23 protein-coding genes are annotated in these 22,023 nt (G+C 70.8%); 16 read left to right on the top strand and 7 right to left on the bottom strand.

The window, feature by feature from the left end:
- The first annotated feature begins 30 nt into the window (after nt 1-30).
- Nucleotides 31-990 (top strand): LysR family transcriptional regulator, encoded by a 960-nt coding sequence (locus tag ACH4FH_RS29140; protein WP_398558916.1) that lies wholly within the window; start codon nt 31-33, stop codon nt 988-990.
- 22 nt (nt 991-1,012) lie between these two features.
- Here the strand turns inward: ACH4FH_RS29140 and ACH4FH_RS29135 are convergent, their stop codons facing one another.
- On the bottom strand, nt 1,013-1,411 hold the full coding sequence (locus ACH4FH_RS29135; protein WP_398558915.1) for a nuclear transport factor 2 family protein: 399 nt from the start codon (nt 1,409-1,411) through the stop codon (nt 1,013-1,015).
- Between the two features lie 71 nt (nt 1,412-1,482).
- On the opposite strand from ACH4FH_RS29135, the gene ACH4FH_RS29130 reads away from it, so the two are divergent.
- Both ACH4FH_RS29130 and ACH4FH_RS29125 read left to right on the top strand, forming a co-directional pair.
- Nucleotides 1,483-2,070 (top strand): PadR family transcriptional regulator, encoded by a 588-nt coding sequence (locus ACH4FH_RS29130; RefSeq protein ID WP_398558914.1) that lies wholly within the window; start codon nt 1,483-1,485, stop codon nt 2,068-2,070.
- Entirely contained in the window at nt 2,067-2,861 is a 795-nt protein-coding gene (locus tag ACH4FH_RS29125; protein WP_398558913.1) for an SGNH/GDSL hydrolase family protein, read from the top strand. The genes ACH4FH_RS29130 and ACH4FH_RS29125 overlap by 4 nt, the downstream gene beginning before the upstream one ends.
- An 81-nt stretch (nt 2,862-2,942) precedes the next feature.
- On the opposite strand, the gene ACH4FH_RS29120 is transcribed toward ACH4FH_RS29125, so the two are convergent.
- Entirely contained in the window at nt 2,943-3,566 is a 624-nt protein-coding gene (locus tag ACH4FH_RS29120; protein WP_398558912.1) for a TetR/AcrR family transcriptional regulator, read from the bottom strand.
- A gap of 374 nt (nt 3,567-3,940) precedes the next feature.
- On the opposite strand from ACH4FH_RS29120, the gene ACH4FH_RS29115 reads away from it, so the two are divergent.
- The 3 genes from ACH4FH_RS29115 to ACH4FH_RS29105 are packed head-to-tail and all read left to right on the top strand — an operon-like array spanning nt 3,941 to nt 7,271.
- Entirely contained in the window at nt 3,941-4,768 is an 828-nt protein-coding gene (locus tag ACH4FH_RS29115) for an enoyl-CoA hydratase-related protein (RefSeq protein WP_398558911.1), read from the top strand.
- A gap of 18 nt (nt 4,769-4,786) precedes the next feature.
- The gene (locus tag ACH4FH_RS29110) at nt 4,787-6,379 is read left to right on the top strand and encodes a long-chain fatty acid--CoA ligase (protein WP_398558910.1); all 1,593 of its coding nucleotides are present in this window, start codon (nt 4,787-4,789) and stop codon (nt 6,377-6,379) included.
- A gap of 4 nt (nt 6,380-6,383) precedes the next feature.
- A complete protein-coding gene (locus ACH4FH_RS29105; protein ID WP_398558909.1) occupies nt 6,384-7,271 on the top strand; it encodes a hypothetical protein in 888 nt (295 codons plus the stop codon).
- Between the two features lie 78 nt (nt 7,272-7,349).
- Here ACH4FH_RS29105 and ACH4FH_RS29100 read toward each other — a convergent pair whose 3' ends face one another.
- On the bottom strand, nt 7,350-8,339 hold the full coding sequence (locus ACH4FH_RS29100; RefSeq protein ID WP_398558908.1) for an ArsR/SmtB family transcription factor: 990 nt from the start codon (nt 8,337-8,339) through the stop codon (nt 7,350-7,352).
- Nucleotides 8,340-8,424: 85 nt separating this feature from the next.
- On the opposite strand from ACH4FH_RS29100, the gene ACH4FH_RS29095 reads away from it, so the two are divergent.
- The 5 genes from ACH4FH_RS29095 (at nt 8,425) to ACH4FH_RS29075 (ending at nt 12,967) form a co-directional block, all read left to right on the top strand.
- The gene (locus ACH4FH_RS29095; protein ID WP_398558907.1) at nt 8,425-9,567 is read left to right on the top strand and encodes an alpha/beta fold hydrolase; all 1,143 of its coding nucleotides are present in this window, start codon (nt 8,425-8,427) and stop codon (nt 9,565-9,567) included.
- 133 nt (nt 9,568-9,700) lie between these two features.
- On the top strand, nt 9,701-10,513 hold the full coding sequence (locus ACH4FH_RS29090; RefSeq protein ID WP_398558906.1) for an SDR family oxidoreductase: 813 nt from the start codon (nt 9,701-9,703) through the stop codon (nt 10,511-10,513).
- Nucleotides 10,510-11,163 (top strand): HAD family hydrolase, encoded by a 654-nt coding sequence (locus ACH4FH_RS29085; RefSeq protein WP_398558905.1) that lies wholly within the window; start codon nt 10,510-10,512, stop codon nt 11,161-11,163. Before ACH4FH_RS29090 ends, ACH4FH_RS29085 begins: the two co-directional genes overlap by 4 nt.
- A gap of 29 nt (nt 11,164-11,192) precedes the next feature.
- Nucleotides 11,193-12,413, top strand: coding sequence for an acyl-CoA dehydrogenase family protein (locus ACH4FH_RS29080; protein ID WP_398558904.1), 1,221 nt, complete (start codon nt 11,193-11,195; stop codon nt 12,411-12,413).
- Between the two features lie 77 nt (nt 12,414-12,490).
- Complete coding sequence (locus tag ACH4FH_RS29075) at nt 12,491-12,967, top strand: hypothetical protein (protein WP_398558903.1); 477 nt, start codon at nt 12,491-12,493, stop codon at nt 12,965-12,967.
- 308 nt (nt 12,968-13,275) lie between these two features.
- Here the strand turns inward: ACH4FH_RS29075 and ACH4FH_RS29070 are convergent, their stop codons facing one another.
- Nucleotides 13,276-13,875, bottom strand: coding sequence for a TetR/AcrR family transcriptional regulator (locus ACH4FH_RS29070; protein WP_398558902.1), 600 nt, complete (start codon nt 13,873-13,875; stop codon nt 13,276-13,278).
- Nucleotides 13,876-14,008: 133 nt separating this feature from the next.
- Here ACH4FH_RS29070 and ACH4FH_RS29065 point away from each other — a divergent pair, with 133 nt between their 5' ends.
- From ACH4FH_RS29065 to ACH4FH_RS29055, 3 genes are all read left to right on the top strand, one after another.
- Entirely contained in the window at nt 14,009-15,529 is a 1,521-nt protein-coding gene (locus tag ACH4FH_RS29065) for an APC family permease (RefSeq protein ID WP_398558901.1), read from the top strand.
- 5 nt (nt 15,530-15,534) lie between these two features.
- Nucleotides 15,535-16,398 carry a carbon-nitrogen hydrolase family protein gene (locus ACH4FH_RS29060; protein WP_398558900.1) on the top strand — a complete coding sequence of 288 codons (864 nt, stop codon included), beginning with the start codon at nt 15,535-15,537 and terminating at the stop codon, nt 16,396-16,398.
- A 90-nt stretch (nt 16,399-16,488) separates the two neighbouring features.
- Entirely contained in the window at nt 16,489-16,920 is a 432-nt protein-coding gene (locus tag ACH4FH_RS29055; protein WP_398558899.1) for a protein phosphatase, read from the top strand.
- Nucleotides 16,921-17,009: 89 nt separating this feature from the next.
- Here the strand turns inward: ACH4FH_RS29055 and ACH4FH_RS29050 are convergent, their stop codons facing one another.
- Both ACH4FH_RS29050 and ACH4FH_RS29045 read right to left on the bottom strand, forming a co-directional pair.
- Complete coding sequence (locus ACH4FH_RS29050) at nt 17,010-17,306, bottom strand: hypothetical protein (RefSeq protein ID WP_398558898.1); 297 nt, start codon at nt 17,304-17,306, stop codon at nt 17,010-17,012.
- 155 nt (nt 17,307-17,461) lie between these two features.
- Nucleotides 17,462-18,178, bottom strand: a complete 717-nt coding sequence (locus ACH4FH_RS29045) for a FadR/GntR family transcriptional regulator (RefSeq protein WP_398558897.1) — start codon at nt 18,176-18,178, stop codon at nt 17,462-17,464.
- A gap of 223 nt (nt 18,179-18,401) precedes the next feature.
- Between ACH4FH_RS29045 and ACH4FH_RS29040 the strand changes: the two genes are divergently transcribed.
- Entirely contained in the window at nt 18,402-19,286 is an 885-nt protein-coding gene (locus ACH4FH_RS29040; RefSeq protein ID WP_398558896.1) for a carbon-nitrogen hydrolase family protein, read from the top strand.
- 62 nt (nt 19,287-19,348) lie between these two features.
- Entirely contained in the window at nt 19,349-20,710 is a 1,362-nt protein-coding gene (locus tag ACH4FH_RS29035; protein ID WP_398558895.1) for an APC family permease, read from the top strand.
- An 84-nt stretch (nt 20,711-20,794) separates the two neighbouring features.
- Here the strand turns inward: ACH4FH_RS29035 and ACH4FH_RS29030 are convergent, their stop codons facing one another.
- The gene (locus ACH4FH_RS29030; protein ID WP_398558894.1) at nt 20,795-21,985 is read right to left on the bottom strand and encodes an FAD-dependent monooxygenase; all 1,191 of its coding nucleotides are present in this window, start codon (nt 21,983-21,985) and stop codon (nt 20,795-20,797) included.
- Between the last annotated feature and the right edge of the window lie 38 nt (nt 21,986-22,023).

Here is a 22,023-nt window from a genome sequence, read left to right as displayed (position 1 = left end):
CAGCCATCGGAATCCAATAGGCTCGGCCATATGAGGCATAGGAATCCCGATGGCGAGAACGGAAGAGGGCAGGTCGGGGGCACCGCACCGCCGGACCTCAATCTCCTGCGCACCTTCCTCGCGGTCTACCGTTCGGGGTCCTTCACGGCTGCCGCGCGCCTGCTCGGTCTGTCACAGCCCACGGTCACCGCCCAGGTGCGTTCCCTGGAGGGGCAGCTGGGCCGGGAGCTGTTCGCGCGGTTGCCGCGCGGCGCCGCCCCCTCGCCGTTCGCGGACGAGCTGGCAGCCCGCGTCGTAGAGCCCCTGGACACCCTCGCCGCCGTCGCCGGCCAGAGCGGATTCGCCGGCGACGGCTCCGCCGAACCCGTGCACCTCGCGGGCCCGGCCGAGCTCCTGTCCCACAGTGTCGTGCCGACCCTTGGGCCTCTGGTGGAGAAGGGCGTGCGGCTGCGCATCACCACCGGCCTGACGGAGCCGCTTCTTGACGAGATGCGCGCGGGGCGGCACGACCTGGTGATCGCCACGGTCCGCCCCCGCGGCCGGCAACTGGCCTCCGTGCCCCTGACGGACGAGGAGTTCGTACTGGTCGCGGCACCCTCCTGGGCGGAGCGGATCGGCGGGCCCGCCCGGATAGCCGCCGAAGGCCCGGCCGCCCTGCACGGCATACCGCTGGTCTCGTACGCCGAGGATCTGCCGATCGTCCGCCGCTACTGGCGCCACGTCTTCGGCAAGCGGCTGGTCTGCCAGGCCGCCGTCACCGTGCCGGACCTGCGTGCCGTCAAAGCCGCGGTCGTCGGCGGCTCCGGATTCAGCGTGCTGCCCCGCTACCTCTGCCTGGACGACCTCGCCTCCGGGGCTCTGGTCCTGCTGGGCGAGCCGGACGACCCGCCGATCAACACCGGCTTTCTCGTGCAGCGCCCCGGTACCTCGGACAACCCGCACGTCGCCCTGGTCCGGGACCACCTGCTGCAGTCCGCCCGCACCTGGTAGCGACGGCCCGGCGGACATGCGCTCAGCCGGCCGCCGCCCGCACCTCCCTGTTGATCTGCTCGAACTGCGCGCCCATGGCGTCGGAGAGGGCCTGTGCGGCCGAGAGCGGGCGGACCATGACGGTGAAGTCGTCGATGAGCCCGTTCTCGTCGAGGTGCAGGAAGTCGCACCCGGTGATCTCGCGGTCGCCGACCCGGGCAGCGAAGACGAGGGCGTGGTCGCGGCCGTCGGCGCCGTTGATCTCCCGGACGTAGTGGAAGTCCTCGAAGACGCGGGACACCCCGCGCAGGATCGCCGCGGTGATGGCCTTGCCGGGATACGGGCGGAAGGCGACGGGGCTGGTGAAGACGACGTTCTCGGCCAGGAGCGCCTCGATGGCCTCGTGATCGTTCGCTTCCACGGCCTTGCGGAATGCGTGCACGCGGGTCACCTCATAGTCAATTTGGTGAGTAGGTGTGGATGACAGTAATCGCATCGATGTAGCGTGTCCATATGTCTTTGAAGTACGCGGTCCTGGCGGCGCTCCTGGAGGGCGAGTCCTCCGGCTATGACCTGGCCAAGATCTTCGATGTATCGGTGTCGAACTTCTGGGCGGCGACGCCTCAGCAGCTCTACCGCGAACTGGAGCGCCTGGCGGGGGAGGGCCTGATCGATGCGCGGGTCGTTCCGCAGGAACGCAGGCCCAACAAGCGGATGTTCACGCTGTCCGACGCCGGACGGCAGGACCTCGCGGCCTTCACCGCCAAACCTCCCCGGCCGACCGCCGCCCGCGACGAACTCATGGTCAAGGTCCAGGCCGTCGACGGGGGAGACGTGGAGGCGGTGCGGGCGCACATCGAGGAGCGGATGGACTGGGCGCGCGGGAAGCTCGCCCGCTACGAGCGGCTGCGCCGGCATCTCCTCGGTGGAATGAGCGAGGAGGAGTATCTGCGGGACGGTGAGCGCATCGGCCCCTATCTGACGCTGCTGCGGGGCTTCTCCTTCGAAGAGGAGAACCTGCGATGGGGCCAACAGGTCCTGGAAATCCTGGCACGCCGCACGGCGTGGGCCGACCGAGCCGGAGAGGCGCCGACACCATGACGAACACCGCTTACCTGCGCTATGTCGCACTCGGGGACAGTCAGACCGAGGGCCTCGGCGACGGAGACGACGACACCGGCCTCAGAGGATGGGCGGACCGGCTCGCCGAGCGTCTCGCGCAGACCACCCCCGAGGTGCGGTACGCCAATCTCGCCGTTCGCGGCTGCGTCGCGGCCCAGGTGCACACCCAGCAGCTCGCGCCCGCCCTCGCCCTTCGACCCGACCTGGTCACCGTCGTCGCGGGAATGAACGACCTGCTGCGCCCGAGCTTCGACGCCGACGAGGTGGCAGGCCACCTGGAAGCGATGTTCGCCGCCCTGACCGGATCAGGGGCACGCGTGGCCACGGTGACCTTTCCCGACGTCGCGCGGATCATCCCGCTCGCGCGCCCGATCAGCCCCCGCGTCGTCGCCCTGAACCACCGCATTCGCGCCGCCGCGGGGCGCCACGGAGTCGTCGTCGCGGAGACCTCCCACCACGACGTCGTCACCGACCCACGGATCTGGAGCCCCGACCGACTGCACGCAGGGCCGCTCGGCCACGACCGCATCGCGGCCGCCGTCGCGCACGCCCTCGAACTGCCGGGCAGTGACGAGACCTGGACGCACCCGCTGCCGCCGCCGGCCACCCCGGTACCGGCAGGGTGGCGCGCCGCGGCAGCCGAGGCGCGCTGGGCGGCCGCTTTCCTGGGCCCCTGGATCGGCAGGCGCATACGGGGCCGCTCCTCCGGCGACGGCCGCAGCGCCAAGCGTCCGCAACTGGCCGCCGTGCAGGCCCGTCCAGTGCCTTGACGGCCTTGATCGCCTTGTGCGTCCTTGAGCGGGGCGCATGCCGGGCTACCCCCGTGCGCTCGGCCGCCTCGGCCGCCCTCGTCAGGCGTCGGCCGGTGGCTCCGCGGGGAGCTCTCGGTTGCCCTCCTGGGGCGCCTCCTTCAACTGAAGGCCGTTCTCCCAGATCTTGTTGAGGGTCGTCACGAGACGCTCGAACGGGATGCGGTGCTCCAAGACGAACACCATGTACGCCATGCGGCTCACCATGACGGACAACGCGTGCGCGGTGACCAGCGGATCGAGGCTCGGATCGGCCTCGCCGTCGTGCTGGAGGGCGCGGATCATCTTGGCGTTGCGCCGGGCGAAGGCGTTCCCGCGCTCCACGCGCAGCGCCAGGAAGTTCTCGTCGATCTGCGCGACCTGCTCGAAGAGCGCCATGAGGCGGGCATTGCGCCGGTACGCGCGCAGATACTCGCGGTTGGCGGCGTCGATGAGCTGCCGGGTGTCGGTGATGCCGGTGCGCTCGCGCAGGTGCGGGTGGAGCATTTCCTCCTGCACCATCTCGACGAGCGCCTGGAAGATCTCTTCCTTGCTGTTGAAGTACGTGTAGAACGACCCCGACGCGACGTTCGCGGCCTGGGTGATGTCCGTGATCCGCGCATCGAGATAGCCGTCGCGCTCGAAGACTTCACGCGCCGCGGTGATGAGCGCGTTGCGCGTCCGCATGCCGCGCCTGCTCCGCGGGGTGATCGGTTGCTTCCGGCCGTCTGCGGCCGGGGCCTGGGCAGCCAAGATGGTCCGTCCCTGTCGTTCGAGCACGTACGGGTGGCAGCGGATGCTACCAGCTGGTGGCCGTCTGACCTCGGGCGTTGCACCTCCGCAGGGCGTTGACCGCCTCATTCACGGTGGCGAGGGGAGCCAACCGGCCGACATCGACGGCCCGAGTCGGGGCTTGCATGAATATTGAAGATGGCTTCACCTTCACAGTAGTGTCCGGCTCGTCGCCGCGGGTTGCGCGGCGCACACCGCCCCGCAGGATGCGCGGCGGACACCGCACGATCCGGATCCGGGCAACGGGACGAGCTGGGGAGGTCACGCGAGTGACTCAGGGTGCTCAGGTGCAGGTGGGGGAGACGGTTCTCGTCGAGCGGCGCGGCGCGGTCATGGTGATCACACTGAACAGACCGGACCGGCTCAACGCCTGGAACGACGAGCTGGAGGGCCGCTACTTCGCGTCGCTCGACGAAGCGGAGGCGGACCCCGACGTACGCGCGATCGTCCTCACCGGCGCGGGCCGCGGATTCTGCGCGGGCGCGGACATGGCGGATCTGCAACAGGCCGGTGCAGCAGCGGAGTTGACGGCGGCGGAGGCGGCGGACCGCTTCGACCGGGGCCGGCCCCGGTGGTTCCCGCTGACCGTCCGCAAGCCGATGGTGGCCGCGGTCAACGGCGCCGTGGCCGGCCTCGGACTCGTCGAGGCGTTGTACTGCGATGTCCGGTTCAGCACACCGGACGCCAAGTTCACGACGGCGTTCGCCCGGCGCGGCCTGATCGCCGAGTACGGCATCGCCTGGCTCCTGCCGCGCCTCGTGGGGCCGAGCAGAGCACTGGACCTGCTGCTGTCGGCGCGGGTGATCAGAGGTGCGGAAGCCCACGAGATGGGCCTGGTCAACAAACTCGTCGAGGCGGACCGGATCCTCGACGAGGCAGTGGCGTACGCCACCGACCTGGCGACCTGGTGCTCCCCGACGGCCATGAGCGTCATCAAGGATCAGGTGTACCGCGGCCTGGACACCGACTTTGCCGCGGCGGTCGAACGGGCGGACGCGCTGATGCCGGAGGCGTTTCGGCAGCCCGATGCCGCGGAGGGTGTCGCCAGCTATCTGGAGGGTCGCCCACCCGTCTTCCGCCCCCTCGACCCCAAATGACGCCCGGGAGGCGCGCGCATGTCGAACGCTGCTGAAGCCATCTGGGAACACGCCTGGGCCGCCCCCGAACGCATCGCCCTGCGCGGTGACACCGGCGAGCCGTGGACGTACGGGACGCTGCGCGCCCGGGCCACCGCCGTCGCCTGCCGGTTGCGTGAGCACGGCATACGGCCCGGTGATCGGGTGCTGCTCGTCGCCCCCTCCGTCCCCGAATTCGCCGCGGCCTACTACGGCACCCTCTCCGCCGGAGCCATCGTCGTCACGGCCAACACCATGGCGCCGAAACGGGAGTTGGCGTACATCGGTGCGGACGCGGGCGTCTCGCTCGTCCTGGGCCGGCACGCGAGCACACCGGCTCCCGAGCAGGTCGCAGCCGAACTGTCCATCCCCTACGAAGAGTTGGACTCCGACCTCGCCCGGCTCACCCGCCGCGTCGACCTCGACGCCGGCTCCGCGCACCGCGCGAACAGCGCGCCCCACCCCACCGAGGACGACGACACGGCCGTCCTGCTCTACACCTCCGGCACCACCGGCCGGCCCAAGGGCGCCCAGCTGACCCACGGCAACCTGGTCGCCTGCGCCGCGATCTTCTGCGAGGTGTACGACATCACCGCCGAGGACCGGGCCGTGACGGGACTGCCGTTGTTTCACGTCTTCGGCCAGGTATGCGTCATGGCCACCACGATGCGCGCGGGCGCCGGCCTGTCCCTGCTTGAACGCTTCGACGCGCCCTCCATGCTGGCCATGCTCCGCCGGGACCGTCCGACCTTCACCGCGGGCGTACCCACCATGTGGAACGCCTTGCTGCGTGCCGCAGACGACGCCGGCGCCGCGGACTTCACCGGCCTGCGCCTGGCCTCGTCCGGCGGCGCCTCGCTGCCCGTCGAGGTGATGCGCGCCTTCGAGGAGCGCTTCGGCTGCGCCATCGTCGAGGGGTACGGGCTCACCGAGACGGCAGGCGCCGCCACGTTCCAGGACCCGCGACGCCCCCGGAAACCCGGCTGCGTCGGCCGGGCCCTGCCCGGCTGTGAGGTTTCCGTACGCGGTGACGACGGCGCGGAGTTGCCGCCCGGCCGGATCGGTGAGGTGCACATCAAAGGCCCCGTCGTGATGAAGGGGTACTGGAACCGGCCGGATGCCACCGCTGAGGTGCTGCGCGACGGCCGGCTGGCGACCGGGGACCTCGGCACGATCGACGCCGACGGCGACCTCCGCATCGTCGACCGCAAGAAGGATCTGGTCATCCGGGGTGGCTACAACGTCTACCCGCGCGAGGTCGAGGAGGTGCTCTACGAGCATCCCGACATCGTCGAGGCCGCGGTCATCGGTGTCCCGGACGCCCACTACGGAGAGGAGGTGGCAGCGGTCGTCGCCCTACGGCCCGGCGCCCGCCTCGACACGGCAGATCTCCGCCACTGGGCCAAGGAACGCCTCTCCGCCTACAAGGTGCCGCACCTGGTGGCGGTGGTCGACGCACTCCCGAAAGGGCCGACCGGAAAGATCCTCAAGCGGGCCATCGACCCGGCCTCGCTGAAGCCGGAGACGACCGAAGCGGCGTTCCCGCCCGCGGACACCGCGGACCCGGGCAACTCCGCCCCTGGAGGCCGCTGAACCCATGAAGCCCGAACCTGCGGCCGACGCCACGCCGCCCTATGCGCGCCAGACATGGCAGACCCTTGAGCCGTACCACGGAGCCGTCTACTTCTCGCCCGAAGCCCAGGCACGCTACGGCGAGCTGGGGTCGTCAGGCCAGGCTGCGTACTTCGCCTCGCGCGCCGCGGCGCTCGGCCCGGCCCCCGCGGAACTCGTGATCGCCACCTTCTACAACTTCAACCCCGTGGCCGTACGCGCGGCACTTCCGGCGGCGTGGGAAACGGCTCCGCCGGCGGCGTTCCTGGCCGCACGATTGCGGGGCATCGACGCGACGCTGCGCCGAGTCCTCGGCGAGGACATCGCGTCCACGCGCCTGCGCAGAGCCGCCGAACTGGCCCGACGGGCTGCCGAAGCCGCGCAGCCACTCCTCCAGGGACGGCCGCTGTTCGCCGCGCACGCCGCGCTCCCGTGGCCGGACGAGCCTCATCTGGTGCTGTGGCACGCGCAGACCCTGCTCCGTGAATTCCGCGGCGACGGCCACATCCAGGCGTTGCTCGGCGCAGCGTTGAACGGCCTCGAAGCGCTGGTCACGCACGCCGCGACGGGTGCGGTCCCGGCCGAGACCCTGCGCACCACCCGGTCCTGGTCGCCGCAGGACTGGGCCCGCGCGACAGACGGCCTGCGTGAGCGGGGATGGCTCACCGACGATGCCGATCTCGTCCTCACTGCCGAGGGTCGAGAGCGTCGAGCCACCGTCGAACGGGTCACCGACCGGCTCGCGGCCGAGCCCTACACCTCGCTGGGGCCCGACGCGTGCGAGGAACTGCGCGACCTGGCCCGCCCGTACAGCCGGGCGCTGGCCCAGGACTTGATGCCGTGGGCTGTGGAGCGTCTTGACCGTTCCCGCTGAGCCTGAGCCGAACCGATGCTCGGTGGCGCCGCCGGCCGTGGGGACGTCGATGGCCGATTCGAGCGCCGGACGGCCGGGTCAGCCGCCGGCCGCGCTGCCGGTCAGCAGCAGCTCCGCCAAGGGCGTACGCCGGTGGTGCACCGAGCGGCCCGTGCGGGTGGTGGTGAGAAGACCAGCGGCGCGCAGAGCCGAGGCATGGGCGGAAGCCGTCGCGTTGCTGACGCCGGCGCGGCGCGCCAGGCCCGTGGTCGTCAGGGCCTCGTCCAAGCAGCGCAGCAGGGCGAGCCGGGTGCGCCCGAGGACGTCCGCGAGAGGCTCGCCCGCCGGGGCGGCCCCGTCCGGGACGATCGGCATCCCCACCGGCGTGGGGCTGACCGCCGGGTAGGCGAGTGCCACCGGGCGGTCCGGCAGATCCTGGACGAGCGGGCCACGCCGCCAGTGGAAGGTCGGCCGCAGGACCAGCCCGCGCCCGCGGAGTCGTACCTCCCGCCCACCCGGGACGCCCGGCAGGGGCCATTCCCAGACCCCGTCGCGCAGTCGTGACCCGGGGGCCAGGGAGGCCAGGGCGACGGCGAGACCCTGTTCGGAGACCGTGAGGGCATGGCCGGCGAACTCCGCCCGGTGCAGGTCCTGGACCTGGGGCCACACCGGCGCGAGTACTGACTCGTACGCCGCCCGCTGCGCCCGCCCGAGTGTCCGCCAGGCACCGGCGTCCCCGTAGTGCAGGGCGCGGATCCACGGCGGGGCCGGCCGTCGCGCGTACACCTCCTCGATCCCGGCCCGCACGACCTCCGGGCGGGCCGCCCTGACCAGAGCGAACCCCTCTTCCGGCGTGTCGCCGAGAACGTCGAGGAAGGCGGGGGGCACCCCGTCCGGCACCAGGTCCGCGAGCGGCTCAACCACGCTCGGCAGGGCCCGCAGCAGCCTGCCCCGCCAGCGCCCGAACAGCAGCCCCTCGTGGGGGGCGCCCAACATCATCAGGGCCGCTTGCAGTTCGGGTAAGGGCGAGGGCCGCGGCGCGAACCGTACGCGGGCGAGATCATCCGCCGTGAAGTGGATCCGGATCATGTGCGTTTCCCCCGCTCCGCGCCGGCCTTTCGGGCCAGGCCGCAAGCTTGGCCCCGATACGGTGTCCGCCCCCAGGATGCCGTCCATGATCTCCTCCTTCACACCCGGTCGCCGTTCCCTGGCCAAGGGCGCCCTCGCCGGGGCCGCCACGCTGCTGCTCGGCACCGACCGTGCCTCCGCCGCCGACGGTGCCTCCGCCCTCGACCGCGCCACCGCGCCGATTCTGCGTCTGCCGGCACCGGACGGGCCCTGCCCCGTCGGTGCCGCCACGCTTCACCTCGTCGACCCCTCCCGCGACGACCCCTGGGAGCCCAAGATCGGCGTACGCGAACTCATGGTCACCGTCCTGCGGCCGGCTGCCCCCGGCCACGGCTTCCCGCGTGCTCCGCAGCTGACCCCGGGCGCCGCCGCGCGCTTCGCCGACATCGCCCAGCGGATCCACCCACAGCTCCCGGGGTCCGGAGTCGACTGGGCGGCCACCCTCACGCATGCCCGGACCGGCGCCCCGCCCCTGCCCGGCCGGCGCCCCGTGCTGCTCTACAGCCCCGGCGGCGGCGACGCCCGTACGACGGGCAGCTCCCTCGCGGTGGACCTCGCCTCACACGGCTGGACGGTCCTCACCGTCGACCACCCCGGGGACGCGAGCCAGGTGGAGTTCCCCGACGAGCGGCCCGGCCGCGAACGGGTCCGGCCCACCGCCCTGCACGGCCCGCCCGACGCGGCCACCTTCCGCACCATGATCGACACCCGGGTCGCCGACCTCCGCTTCGTCCTCGACGTCCTCGGCCTCGACCGGGTCGGCGTCTACGGGCACTCCGCGGGCGGCACCGCGGCCGCGCAGGCGCTCCACGAGGACCGGCGGATCGCCACCGCCGTCAACCTGGAGGGGTATCTCGACCAGATGGACGGCGAACTCCTGCCGGTGGCCCGGCAGGGGACGGACCGGCCGATGCTCCTGGCCGGCACCGACGGCTTCCGCGATGCCCGGCTGGACCGGTCCTGGGCAGCGCTCCTCGCCCATGGGGGCCCCGTTGTCCGGCGGCAGCTCGATGACGCCGCGCACTGGGTCTTCACCGACTACGCGTCCCTCGTCCCTCAGCTCCAGGGGGCCGGCCTGATGACCGCCGCCGGGCGCGCCGCGATGGTCGGCCGGGCCGGCCCGCGCCTCACCGTGTCCGCCGTACGCGACCTCGTACGGTCGTTCTTCGCCGGTCACCCGCGGAGGTGAGGGCCCCCGGCCACTGACGGTTCGTCGCCATGCCACCCATTGAAGTTGAACTCAGATTCAAATACGGTGCTCGGGAGACGGCCGCCGATGCGGTCGTCAAGCAGCCGTGCGGGATGTGTGGGACGGAGACTTCGTGCAGATCAACGGCAAGGTCGCGATCGTCACGGGAGCGGCGGGCGGCATCGGCGCCGCGATCGCGCAGCGCCTCCTCGAACACGGCGCGCGCGGCGTCCTGTTGACGGACCTGGACGCCGCGCGCCTCGACGCGACGACGAAGCAACTCGCCGACGCCCATGCCGGGCGGGCCAGGGGAGTGGCCGCCGACGCCTCGTCGGCCGAGGACCTGGGGCGCCTGATCGGCGCGGCCGAGTCGGAGTTCGGCCCGGTCGACCTCTACTTCGCCAATGCCGGCGTGGGTGGCGGCTCCGGGCTCGACGCGAGCGAGGACGCGTGGTCCAGTGCGCTCGACGTCAACGTCATGGCGCATGTGCGTGCGGCGCGGCTGCTCGTACCGGGCTGGATCGAGCGCGGCGGAGGCTACTTCTTCAGTACCGCGTCGGCCGCGGGACTGCTCACGCAGATCGGCTCGGCCACGTACTCCGTCAGCAAGCACGCCGCGGTCGCGTTCGCCGAGTGGCTCTCGGTGACGTACGGGGACCAGGGCGTGCGCGTCAGCTGCCTCTGCCCGCAGGGCGTCGAGACCGAACTCCTCATGGCGGGGACGCGTTCGGCCGACCCCGCCGAACGTGCAGGTGCGCGCGCCGTACTGGACTCGGGGGACCTGCTCCAACCGCTCGATGTCGCCGACCGCGTGATGGCCGCCGTCGGCGACGAGCGGTTCCTCGTCCTGCCGCACTCGCAGGTGCTCGACTTCTACCGCCGCAAAGGCAGCGACTACGACCGATGGATACGCGGCATGCGGCGCTACCAGGAGGCAGTGAAGTGAACAGCACCCGCACCGCCGTCCTCTTCGACTTCGGCGGCGTCCTGACCACCAGCGTGGTCGACGCCTTCGAGGGGCTCGGGAAGGAACTCGGCGCCGACCCTCGGCTGCCACTGCGGTTGCTGGGAACGGATGAGCAGTGCAGCGCGCTCCTCGTTGCGCACGAAGAAGGCCGCATCGGGGAGCGGGAGTTCGAGGACGGGTTCGCCGCGCGCCTGCGGGCGCACGGCGTGTCGGTCGAGGGCGAGGGCCTGGTGAGCCGGATGCAGGCGCTGCTGAGCCCCGACGCCGACATGATCGCCCTGGTGGCGGAGCTCCGGGCCGAAGGCCACCGCGTCGGTCTGCTCTCCAACTCCCTCGGTGACGACTGCTATCGGGGCTTCGACCTGCCCGCCATGTTCGACGCCGTGACCGTCTCCCGCGACATCGGTGTGCGCAAGCCGTCGCGCCGCGCGTACCAGGCGGCCTGCGAGCGGCTCGGCGTACGGCCCGAGGACACCGTGATGGTCGACGACCTCCAGCAGAACATCGCCGCCGCACACCGCATCGGCCTCGCGGGAGTCGTCCACCGGGAAGCGGCCACGACCGCACGCGAGTTGCGAGAACTGCTGGCACCGGCGGGCCCTCGGCCGGTGTCTTCGACCGACCAGTGAAACAGCGATCCGCGACTGTGGGAGGACCCGTGTTCGAAACGTCCGACAGGGCCAAGGAGTACCAGGACAAGCTGCTCGCCTTCATGGACGGGCACATCTACCCCGCCGAGCCCCTCTACGAGGCGCAGATGGCGGAGTCGGGGGACCCGCACTTCCACCCGCCGGTCCTCGAAGAGCTCAAGACCGAGGCGCGCAAGCAGGGACTGTGGAACCTCTTCCATCCGCACTCCGAGTGGGGCCCCGGGCTCACCAACCTCGAATACGCACCGCTCGCCGAGATCATGGGACGCAGTGCGCACCTGGCTCCCGAGGCCACCAACTGCAACGCTCCCGACACCGGCAACATGGAGGTCCTCACCCTCTTCGGCACCGAGGAGCACAAGGAGAAGTGGCTGAAGCCCCTGCTCGCGGGTGAGATCGCCTCGGCGTTCGCCATGACCGAGCCGGCGGCGGCCAGTTCCGATGCCCGCAACATCCAGATGCGGATGGAGCGCGACGGCGACGAGTACGTCCTCAACGGGCGCAAGTGGTGGACCTCCAACGCCCTCCACAAGAACTGCAAGGTCCTCATCGTCATGGGCAAGACCGACCCCGACGGCCCGAGCCACCGGCAGCAGAGCATGATGGTGGTACCGCTCGACACCCCGGGCGTCACCGTCCTGCGCAATCTGCCGGTGTTCGGCTACATGGACCGCGAGGGCCACGCCGAGGTCCTCTTCGAGAACGTCCGTGTGCCGCGCACCGCCCTGCTCGCCGGCGAGGGCGACGGCTTCATGATCAGCCAGGCGCGGCTCGGACCGGGGCGCATCCACCACTGCATGCGTTCCATCGGCATGGCTGAACGAGCCCTCGACCTCATGATCGACCGCGCACAGGCACGCACGACGTTCGGCGCACCCCTCGCCGACCGGGCCAACATCCAGGACTGGATCGCCGAAGCCCGTATCGAGATCGACATGGCGCGCCTGCTGACCCTCAAGGCCGCCTACTTGATGGACACCGTCGGCAACAAGGAGGCCCGCACCGAGATCGCCGCGATCAAGGTCGCCGCGCCCCAGGTCGCGCTGAAGGTGATCGACCGCGCCATCCAGGTCCACGGGGGCGGCGGCGTCTCCGACGACTTCCCGCTCGCCAGCATGTACGCCCACCTGCGCACCCTGCGCCTGGCCGACGGCCCGGACGAGGTCCACAAGCGCACCATCGCGCTACGCGAACTGCGCCGGCGCGACGCGAACTGGGGGAAGGGATGACCAGCCCTTGAGGAGGGCTGAGAGGCCATAGCCCATACCCACCTGCCCAGCGCTCCGGCGCTGGGCAGGATGAGCTCATGGCCATGGACGAGAACAGCAGCTTCTCCCTGCCGCGGGGTGCGACAGGCTTCTTCCGACCCGAGGACAGCTCGCTGCCGGAGACTGACCGGCGGGCCTTCCGCGCCGGGCTGTACGCGGCCGCCCGCCTCGCCGGAGGCACGGTGGGGGAGGTGGAGGACAGGGCATACCCCCGCACCTTCCACACCGCGTCGGTCATCGACGACGCAGGCGAGAGCGTCATCCTGTGTCACGCCCATCACCCCTGGATCGCCTTCGCCCAGGAACGGCGGCATGGGTACGGCCAGGAGTTCCTCGCCCCGCCCTGGTGGTCCTCCACCTTCGCCCAAGCGGGATTTGTGGTCCTCAGCGCCGAGACGCTCGCCACGCCTCTCTCCGACGTGGACACCTCAGCACTCACCCAGAGCGAATGGAGCGCGGTTCGCCTCCACGACGCAACCACGTTGGGCGGCGTGCTCTTCAACGCCTGGGACTGATGAGCTGCCCGGGCCCCGTCCCTCGGGGTGCCGCTGTGCCACCGCCCGAGGGACTCGGTCTCGCCCCGCAGCGCCCTAGGTTGTGTCCGCAAGGTCCCTTCTGGTTCGCGGCGCCTGGCACGCACCCTCGCTGCGTTGTCGGGATCTTCCCGGTACGCCCAGTACCGGGAAGCCCCTCCGCCTTGCGAGGGCGCTCGGCATCCACCAGCTGAATGAGGAGCGGAGACGGAGCGAGCGCAGCGAGTGCAGTGCACCAGACACCGCGAGCCCCGCCCACCGGGCGGACGAAGGGACTTTGCGGACACAACCTAGCCCTCCAACTGATCCCCCGTAGCCGCTCGACCATACGAGTGCAGCGCCGTGATGACCTCGAGTTGTGTGCGGCGACCGGCGAGGACGTCCATCTGGTAACCGTCCTCCATCGCCACGAAGTTGGCGGCGATCATGCGGGGTGCGTCCGTCAGGGCGAAGTGGCCCTGGGCCTCGCCGAGGACCAGAATTCCCTGGTAGACGCTGATTTGACGTTCCGTCAAAGCGCTGTCGAGAGCCGCGGCCTTCGGGTCGCGGAGGGTGCGGGGCCAGTACTCGAAGAGGAGGCGGGGCAGCCGGTCGTGCGGGCCGTCCGCCACTCCGGCGGCGATGCAGCTGCGCAGCCGTTCCCGCGCGTCCGTGTGGCGTTCCGCCGCCGACTCGCGGTCCCGGCAGAAACGCTCGATGGCCTGCTGGAAGGTCTCGTACATCAGGGCGTCGAGGTCTTCGTAGTAGTAGAGGACCGCCGCAGGGGTGACCCCCGCCTCCTCTGCCACGTCCCGCAGCCGCAGCCCTTCGAGGCCCCTGCTGAGCAGTGCCCGCCCGGCGGCCTCGCTCAGCTGAGCCCGCCGCGCCTCCTGGTCCTTGGTCCGTGCCACCGCGTTCCCTCATCCCTCAAAGACTGAACCGAACCGAAAAGATACCTCCCCAGGACTTGACCGGCCCACAGGCGTTTCATTAAATCGCTCTTTAATGAATCCGGGTGCTTACACTCCCCTCTTGGAGGCCGTCATGATCACGGACGACACCAGGGCCGGCCCCAGGCCCACCACCGCATCACCACTCACCGCCAAGGGCCTGCGCGGCGACTCCGTGGGCCTGCTCGCCACGGTCGCCCTGGGACTCGCCTCCGTCGCGCCCGCCTACAGCATCGCCATCACCCTGGGACTGGTGACCTTGGTGGCCGGCGACCTCGCGCCGGCCGCCCTGCTGCTCGGCTTCGTGCCGATCCTGCTCACCGCCTTCGCCTTCCGGGAGCTGAACCGGGAGATGCCCGACTGCGGCACCACCTTCGTGTGGAACACCCGCGTCTTCGGCCCCGCCGCCGGCTGGCTCGCGGGCGGCTGGACGGTCCTCGTCGCCACCGTCATCGCCATGACCGCGCTCGCTCAGGTCGGTGCCTCGGCGCTCCTGGGCCTGCTGGGCCTCACCGAGGCGACGGACAGCGGCCTCGCTGTCACCGGCGCCGCCGTGCTGCTGCTCGCACTGGCCGTCACGGTCGCCTACCGAGGCGTTCAGCTCGCGGCTCATGTGCAGTACGCGATGCTCGGCCTGCAACTCGTCGCACTGCTCGCCTTCGGCATCGCGGCCTTCGCCCACGACGGCGCGGCGACCCCGTCCCTGAGCTGGCTCAATCCCTTCGGCTTCGACAGCTTCGGCGCCTTCGCCGAGGCGGTGCTGCTGTGCCTGTTCATCTACTGGGGCTGGGACGCGCTGATCACCTTCAACGAGGAAACGGTCGACAGCGGACGCACACCCGGCAGGGCCGCCGTGACCTCCACCCTGATCCTTGTCGTCACTTACCTGTTCACCGCCTTCGCCGCCCTCTCCTTCGCCGGCACCGGCACCACCGGCCTCGGACTCGGCGACGAGGAGACCGCCGCCGACGTCCTCAGCAACCTCGCGCCCGCCGTCCTCGGCGACGTCCCGGCGAAGCTCGTCCAGCTCGCCATCGGTGTCTCCGCCATCGGCGCCCTGCTGACCTGCACCGTCTCGACCCCGCGCACCACCTTGTCGATGAGCGCGCACGGCGCCTTGCCCGCCGCCTTCGGACGCATCCACCCACGCTTTCGCACCCCTGCCTTCGGCACGGTGTTCTTCGGTACCGCGGCGGCCGTCGTGCTGTCCCTGCTCACGCTGGTCTCCACCGACTTCCTCGGCGACGCCATCCTCTCCGTCGGCCTGCTGATCGCCTTCTACTACGGCGTCACCGGCTTCGCCTGCGCCTGGTACTTCCGCGGGCACCTGCGCCGCTCACCGCGCGACCTGCTGGTCAAGGGCGTCATGCCGGTGGCGGGCGGCCTGATGATGCTGGCGGCCTTCGTGCGCAGCGCCTACGACATGTTCGACCCCGCCTATGGCTACACCTCCCTCGGCGGGGTCGGCGGCGTCTTCCTGCTCGGCGTCGGCTCGATCGTGCTCGGCGGCGCCGTGATGCTCCTCGTCCGCTCCCGCCACGCCCGCTTCTTCCGCGACGGCCGCACGTCCGTCACCACCTCCGCCGTCACCACCCCGCCCCTCCCGGAGAACTGATCACCATGCGCACACTCGCCATCGCCGCCATCCAGACCACTCCCGTCCCGCACGACCTGCACGCCACCTGGGAACGCTTCGCCGACCGGGTGCGGGCGGTGCGTGAGACCTTCCCGCACGTCCAGCTGGTCGTCGTACCCGAGCTGATGCTCGCCGCCGAAGCGCCGCTGCTGCAGGCGCGCTCCGACTGGATGCGGAAGGCGGCGGTCACCGTCCCGGGCCCGCTCAGCGACCGGATCTGCGCCCTGGCCCGCGAGACCGGGCTGTGGCTGGTCCCCGGCAGCCTCTACGAGCAGGCCGACGACGGGCTCACCTACAACACCGCCCTCGCGATCTCCCCGGAGGGTGAGATCGCGGCCCGATACCGCAAGATCTTTCCGTGGCAGCCCTACGAACAGACCACCCCCGGCAGTGAGTTCGTGGTGTTCGAGCTGCCCGGCATCGGTCGCGCGGGCCTCGCGATCTGCTACGACGGATCGTTCCCGGAGACGGCGAGGCAACTGGCCTGGCTGGGCGCCGAGGTCATCATCCAGCCGACCCTCACCACCACCCGCGACCGGGAGATGGAACTGGTCTGTGCGCGCGCCAACGCCTGGACCAACCAGCTCTACATCGTCAACCTCAACGCCGCAGACCCGGCCGGCGTCGGCGAAAGCGTCATCGTCGACCCCGAGGGGACCGTCCGTCAGCAGGCGGGCTCCGGCGAGGAGGTGCTGGTCGACGTCCTCGACCTCGAAACAGTCACCCGCGTCCGCACGTACGGATCCGCCGGCATCAACCGTCCCTGGTCCCAGCTCGCCCGCTACGGCGACCGGATCGAACTGCCCATGTACGGAGGGACGTTCCGGCCGACGTCGTGGGGCGGCTGAGCCGGGACGCGGGAGGGCTCGTTTTTTGAGGCTCCACCCGACCCCGCCGAAGAGACGGCCCTTCCGGTCCGCTGTGGCTACGGTGTGTGGATGACCGATCCATGGAAGGCGACCGACGCCGGTGTCCTGCGGCTGCCCTCCGGGCGTCTCGTGAGGGGGCGGGGGCTGCGCCGACCGCTGCCGGAGGGGCCGATGCCCACCTTCGCCGTCCATCTGCTCGGTGGGCAGCCTCCCGAAGTCTCTTGGGAGGCCCGATGGTTGCGCTGGCCGGATTTCTGGCTGCCCAGCAGCCGGGATGAGGCCGACGCCGTTTTCCGCGAGGCGTGGGAGCGGGCCGATGCCGAGCGTGTCGAGATCGCCTGCGCCGGCGGCCGAGGCCGGACCGGCACGGCCCTGGCCTGTCTCGCCCTGCTGGACGGCGTACCGGCCGACCGGGCCGTGGAGTTCGTACGCGAGAACTACCACCCTCGCGCCGTCGAAACCCCCTGGCAGCGGCGGTACGTCCGCCACTTCACGACCTGACCCCGGCAGCCCGAGGCCGGACCGGGCGGCTGCCCGCGCAGGGGCAAGGAAGGCATTGCCACCTGCGAGAGCCGCCCTGCCGGCTCGGCTCAGGCCGCGGCGCGGACCCGGGCGGCGAGGGCGTGTCCGATGAGGACGTAGACCACGGCGGGCAGACCGTAGTTGAGCACGGTCCGAAGCCAGTCCGGGTCCATCGTGAACAGGTCGTGGGACCATCCGGCCAGCCAACCGGCCGCCGACTGCACCCAACCGACCAGGTCGTTTGCGCGGTTTGCGTCGAGGAGCGCGAAGAGGATCCAGAGCCCGAGGATCACCGCGGTGAGGTCCGCGATGACGACGATGACCTTCGCTGCTTCGCCTTTGCCACTACGAGTACGTCTGGACATGACAAGCGGATTGCCGTTTCCGGCCGATCGAAACCCGCCACGAGGAGTGTTGGGCTCCGTAAAGCCTCCACCCCGCCCAAGATCTGCCGGATGCGCGCCCTGGTGCGCGTCGATTCCGGCGGTCCGTGATCTGTCCGTCCTGGAAGGCGGCCCGCTCAGTTGCCCATGAGGCCGACGAACATGGTCCGGTGCAGGACCTCGACGTGGCGTTTCGCGATGTGGGCGGCGGCGGTGGCGTCGCGCCCGCGGAGGGCGGCGATCAACTCGCGGTGTTCGCCGTTGGAGTCGCGGAGGGTCTCCACCGGGTACGGCAGGTAATAGCGGTAGAGGTCGTGGAGCACCGCGGTGTAGGGCTCCACGATCGACGAGAGGCCGGTGGCGGCGGCCAGGGCGAGGTGGAACCGCTCGTCGCAACGGTGGAACTCCGCCCACCCGACAATGCCGTCCATCTCCTCGACCAGGGCCTCCAGGCTTCCTAGAGCCGCGTCGTCGGCGTGGCCGGAGGCCAGGTGCGCGATGCCGCATTCGAGGGCGAGCCGGTGGTCGATCAATTGGTGAACCGTGGCGGCGGTGGCGTCCGACCGGTAGGCGGCGGTCGCGTCGACCGTGCCCTTGGGAGGCCGGAGGGCGACGAGGGTCCCGCCGTTGCGGCCCCGGCGGCGTTCCAGCACGCCCTCTTTGTCCAGGGAGACCAGCGCGCGGCGGACCGTGATCTCGCTGACGCCCAGGGCCTCGGCGATCTGCCCCGTGGCCGGCAATCGCTCGCCCGGCGCCAGCAGCCCGAGGTCGACGGCCAGGGCTATCCGGGCGCGCACCGTCTCCAGGGCCGACAGCTGCCGAATGCCCTTCAGGGGCGGCGCGTTGAGGGCCATCGGGCTCCCGGTCCCGGCGTCCGACGGGGCCGGGGGAGGCGCGGGAGCGGCAGCTGCCGAAGGCGTCGGAGAGGGAGCCGTGCCCGGCGTGGGCTGGTCGCTGGGTCCAGGCATGACGCCACTCTAGTCGCTGCTCAGGAAAACAGCTCATCTTGAGCACTCTTGTTTAACTGCTCATCCTGCTCTAATTTCGGTGCACCCGATATGAAGCAGGTGGCTGCCCGTGTCCCGTCCGCTCCCCATCGCCCTCGTCCAGGCGCCTCCGCGCCCGGCAGGGGCGCCCGTGTCCGGCTTCGCCGAGGAGGTGGAGGCCGTGATGCGGCGTTTTCCGCAGACCCGGCTGATCGTCTTCCCCGAGCTGCACCTGTGCGGGGTCGACGAGGGGGAGGACGCGGACCGGCAGCTCCAGGACGCCGCGGAACCGCTGGACGGCCGTCGCGTCGCCGAGCTGGGCCGGCTCGCCCGCGATCTCGGCGTCTGGCTGCTGCCCGGCAGCATCTGCGAGCGGGGGCCGGAGGGGGAGCTGTTCAACACCGCGTTGGCATTCTCCCCGGACGGCGAGCCGGCGGCGTTCTACCGGAAGGTCTTCCCGTGGCGCCCGCGCGAGCCGTACGTCCCCGGTGACCGCTTCGTGGTCTTCGACATCCCGGGAACGGGGCGGGTCGGATTCTCCATCTGCTACGACGCCTGGTTCCCGGAAGTCGCACGTCACCTGGCGTGGATGGGCGCGGAGGTCATCGTCAACCCGGTCATGACCACCACCTCCGACCGTGCCCAGGAGCTGGTCCTCGCCAGGGCCAATGCCATCGTCAATCAGGTCTTCGTGGTGAGTGTGAACACCGCGGGTCCGCTCGGCACCGGCCGCAGCCTCGTCGTCGACCCCGAGGGTCTGGTCCGAACCGAAGCACCGGGCGAGGGCGCCACCGTGCTGACCGACGTGCTCGACCTGGACCATGTGACCCGGGCGCGGACCTACGGCACGGCCGGGCTCAGCCGCATGTGGGCGCAGTTCACGGACGCCGACGCCCCGATCGACCTCCCTCTGTACGGCGGCCGGATCGATCCCCGGCGCTGGCACCCCGGACAGGGAGGCCGGACCCCCTCCTGAGGCGCGCCGCCACCCGTCTTTCTCGCCCCTTCCCCGTTCCCTTCTCGTCCCCGGAGCCTCGAATGGATCACCTCCCCGCCCCGCAGCTGGCACGGGAGCTCACGCTCAGAAGTGTCGTCCTGTTCGGCCTGGCGTACATGACGCCGATGATCGTGCTCGGCACCTTCGGCGTGGTCGCCGCCGACACAGGTGGCGCGGTGCCCATGGCCTATCTGCTGGCTCTGCTCGCGATGCTCTTCACCGCGCACAGCTACGGCAAGATGGCCGCCGCCCACCCCGTGGCGGGCTCCGCGTACACCTACGTCCGGCGGGCCATCGACTCCCGGGTGGGCTTCCTGGTCGGCTGGGCGACGCTGTTGGACTACTTCTTCCTCCCCATGGTCATCTGGCTGATTGGCGGCGCCTACCTGCAGGCGCAGTTCCCGGGTGTCCCGCTCTGGGTGTGGATCATCGGCTTCATCGGGGTGACCACGGGGCTGAATCTGCGCGGCATCAAGACCGCGGAGCGGGCCAACGACCTGCTGATGATCTTTCAGCTGCTGGTGATCGGGATATTCGTCCTGCTCTCGCTGCGGCACGTCTTCCACCTCGGCGGAGCCGGTGCGCTCGCCTCCACCGCACCCTTCGCCAACAACGCCACGACCCTGGCCGGCATCTCCGCCGGCGCCGCCCTCGCCGCGTACTCCTTCCTGGGGTTCGACGCCGTCACCACCCTCACCGAGGAGACCGTCGACCCGAAGCGGACCATGCCGCGAGCGATCATGCTGACGGCACTCATCGGCGGCGCCGTCTTCGTGGCCGTCGCCTACGCCACGCAACTGGTGCACCCGGGCAGCGACTTCGACGATCCCAGCTCGGCGGCGTTCGAGATCGCCAAGACCATCGGTGGCGACGTGTTCTCGTCCGTCTTCCTCGCCGGCCTGGTCGTGGCCCAATTCGCCTCCGGGATCGCCGCCCAGGCCAGCGCCTCACGGCTGCTGTACGCGATGGGCCGGGACTCCGTGCTGCCGCGCCGCGTCTTCGGGTACCTGCACCCCCGCTACCGCACCCCCGCCCTGAACATCCTGCTCACCGGAGTCGTGGGGCTGATCGCGGTGCGGATGGACGTGGCGACCTCCACCTCTTTCATCAACTTCGGTGCCTTCACGGCCTTCACCTTCGTGAACGTGAGCGTCATCGCCACCTACCTGAAGCGCCGACGTGCCGGCGAGCGTCCCCACCCCCTCGGCTACGTGGTCGCCCCCGCCATCGGTGCCGCGGTCGATGTCTGGCTCCTCGTCCATCTCGACGGCAAGGCCCTCACCCTCGGTGCCATCTGGCTGGCCCTGGGCATCGGTTACCTCGCCTACCTCACCAAGGGTTTCCGCGCCGCGCCCCCGGAGATGGCCTTCACGGAGGAGGAGCCCGTCGCCAAGGCCGGGTGAGCGGGGGAGTACGCCCCGCCGGGTCCACCGGCGGGGGTGTGCCGGCGGAGGGAGACGTTCGTTGTCCCGCACCGCGCGGGCTCCTCACTCGGACGCGGCGATGAGCGCGGATCGGTAGTCGGGGAGGGCGAGCGTGCTGACCTTCTGCCCTTCCTTGAGCATCCGGTTCAGGAGTGCGCGCCTGCCCAGCAGTCCGTTGCGGATACGGATACCGGTCGCGGTGCCGGGGGCGAGGAACTTTCCCGTGCGGTCGCCACCCTTCTGGCAGCCCTGGGCGTAGGCGCGCATCGTGTTCTCGTACCGGGTGAAGGCCGCGCGGTGGTCGCCACCGGCCAGCGCGAGTTCGCCGGCCAGGACGTAGCCGGCCACCACGCCGGTCCCGGTGCCCATGCCGCCGATGGTCGCGCCGCAGGCGGCATCTCCGACGAGGCAGATCCGCCCCTTGGACCAATTCCGCACGTCGGCCCGGCTGATCGAGTCGAAGTAGATCTCCGGTGCCTGCCGGAGGGAGTCGAGGAGTCGTGGCACCTCCCAGCCGAGCCCGGCGAAGGCGTCGCCGATCAGGGCTTTCTGCTGTGCGGGGTCATGGCGGTCGTAGGTGAGTTGAGGGGCGGCGAAGAGGAAGAAGGCGCCGGCCTTCGCCGCGTCCCGGTGGTCCCTGCCCACGCTCGCGAGTCGGCCGGGCGTGTTGAACCCGACCGAACCTCGCTCAAGGTTCAGATAGTTGGGCAGCTGCCAGGTGGCCGCGTAGTAGCCGAGGTGACGGACGAACTTCTCCTCCGGACCGAAGGTGAGTCGGCGCACATGGGAGTGCAACCCGTCCGCGCCGATCACGAGGTCGAACTCCCGGGGCGCGCTGTTGCGGAAGGTGACCTGTACACCATCAGTGGTCTCGGTAAGGCCGCTGATGGAGTCGCCGAAGAGGTATTCGGTGTGCGGGAGGCTGTGCTCGTAGAGGACCCGGGCCAGGTCGCCGCGGGGCACCTCCACGTCGCCGCCGGCGAACTCGGCCGGCAGGCTCAGCAGTTGACGGCCGCGTTCGTCGACGAAGCGCATCGGCGTGCCTCCGGTCTGGATCCGGCGCAGCTGCGCGAGCACGCCCATCTGCTCCAGCACGGTCAGGTGCGTCTCGCTGCGGAAGTCGACGGCCTGCCCGCCGCCGCGTAAGGCAGGTGCCAGCTCGACCACCGTGGGCGCGAACCCGTAGCGACCGAGCCAATAGGCCAGCGCCGGCCCGGCGATGCTCGCTCCGGAGATCAGGACGTTCTTCCCCATGGATGCCACTCCCCTATAACTGTGTCTGATGGACACTA

The sequence above is a fragment of the Streptomyces sp. NPDC017993 genome (assembly GCF_044328065.1).
In the GTDB taxonomy this organism is placed as follows: Bacteria; Actinomycetota; Actinomycetes; order Streptomycetales; family Streptomycetaceae; genus Streptomyces.
Note: the sequence above shows the minus strand (reverse complement) of the source record. Positions and strands in the feature narration are given on the sequence as shown.

What these genes read in the sequence shown, in the direction of transcription:
- ACH4FH_RS29130 (WP_398558914.1), top strand. Translation starts at nt 1,483, where the DNA reads ATGTCTTTGAAGTACGCGGTCCTGGCGGCGCTCCTGGAGGGCGAGTCC.
- ACH4FH_RS29060 (WP_398558900.1), top strand. Translation starts at nt 15,535, where the DNA reads ATGCGCACACTCGCCATCGCCGCCATCCAGACCACTCCCGTCCCGCAC.
- ACH4FH_RS29095 (WP_398558907.1), top strand. Translation starts at nt 8,425, where the DNA reads ATGATCTCCTCCTTCACACCCGGTCGCCGTTCCCTGGCCAAGGGCGCC.
- ACH4FH_RS29075 (WP_398558903.1), top strand. Translation starts at nt 12,491, where the DNA reads ATGGCCATGGACGAGAACAGCAGCTTCTCCCTGCCGCGGGGTGCGACA.
- ACH4FH_RS29045 (WP_398558897.1), bottom strand. Translation starts at nt 18,178, where the DNA reads ATGGCCCTCAACGCGCCGCCCCTGAAGGGCATTCGGCAGCTGTCGGCC.
- ACH4FH_RS29100 (WP_398558908.1), bottom strand. Translation starts at nt 8,339, where the DNA reads ATGATCCGGATCCACTTCACGGCGGATGATCTCGCCCGCGTACGGTTC.
- ACH4FH_RS29120 (WP_398558912.1), bottom strand. Translation starts at nt 3,566, where the DNA reads ATGCGGACGCGCAACGCGCTCATCACCGCGGCGCGTGAAGTCTTCGAG.
- ACH4FH_RS29065 (WP_398558901.1), top strand. Translation starts at nt 14,009, where the DNA reads ATGATCACGGACGACACCAGGGCCGGCCCCAGGCCCACCACCGCATCA.
- ACH4FH_RS29035 (WP_398558895.1), top strand. Translation starts at nt 19,349, where the DNA reads ATGGATCACCTCCCCGCCCCGCAGCTGGCACGGGAGCTCACGCTCAGA.
- ACH4FH_RS29105 (WP_398558909.1), top strand. Translation starts at nt 6,384, where the DNA reads ATGAAGCCCGAACCTGCGGCCGACGCCACGCCGCCCTATGCGCGCCAG.
- ACH4FH_RS29055 (WP_398558899.1), top strand. Translation starts at nt 16,489, where the DNA reads ATGACCGATCCATGGAAGGCGACCGACGCCGGTGTCCTGCGGCTGCCC.
- ACH4FH_RS29030 (WP_398558894.1), bottom strand. Translation starts at nt 21,985, where the DNA reads ATGGGGAAGAACGTCCTGATCTCCGGAGCGAGCATCGCCGGGCCGGCG.
- ACH4FH_RS29110 (WP_398558910.1), top strand. Translation starts at nt 4,787, where the DNA reads ATGTCGAACGCTGCTGAAGCCATCTGGGAACACGCCTGGGCCGCCCCC.
- ACH4FH_RS29140 (WP_398558916.1), top strand. Translation starts at nt 31, where the DNA reads ATGAGGCATAGGAATCCCGATGGCGAGAACGGAAGAGGGCAGGTCGGG.
- ACH4FH_RS29050 (WP_398558898.1), bottom strand. Translation starts at nt 17,306, where the DNA reads ATGTCCAGACGTACTCGTAGTGGCAAAGGCGAAGCAGCGAAGGTCATC.
- ACH4FH_RS29125 (WP_398558913.1), top strand. Translation starts at nt 2,067, where the DNA reads ATGACGAACACCGCTTACCTGCGCTATGTCGCACTCGGGGACAGTCAG.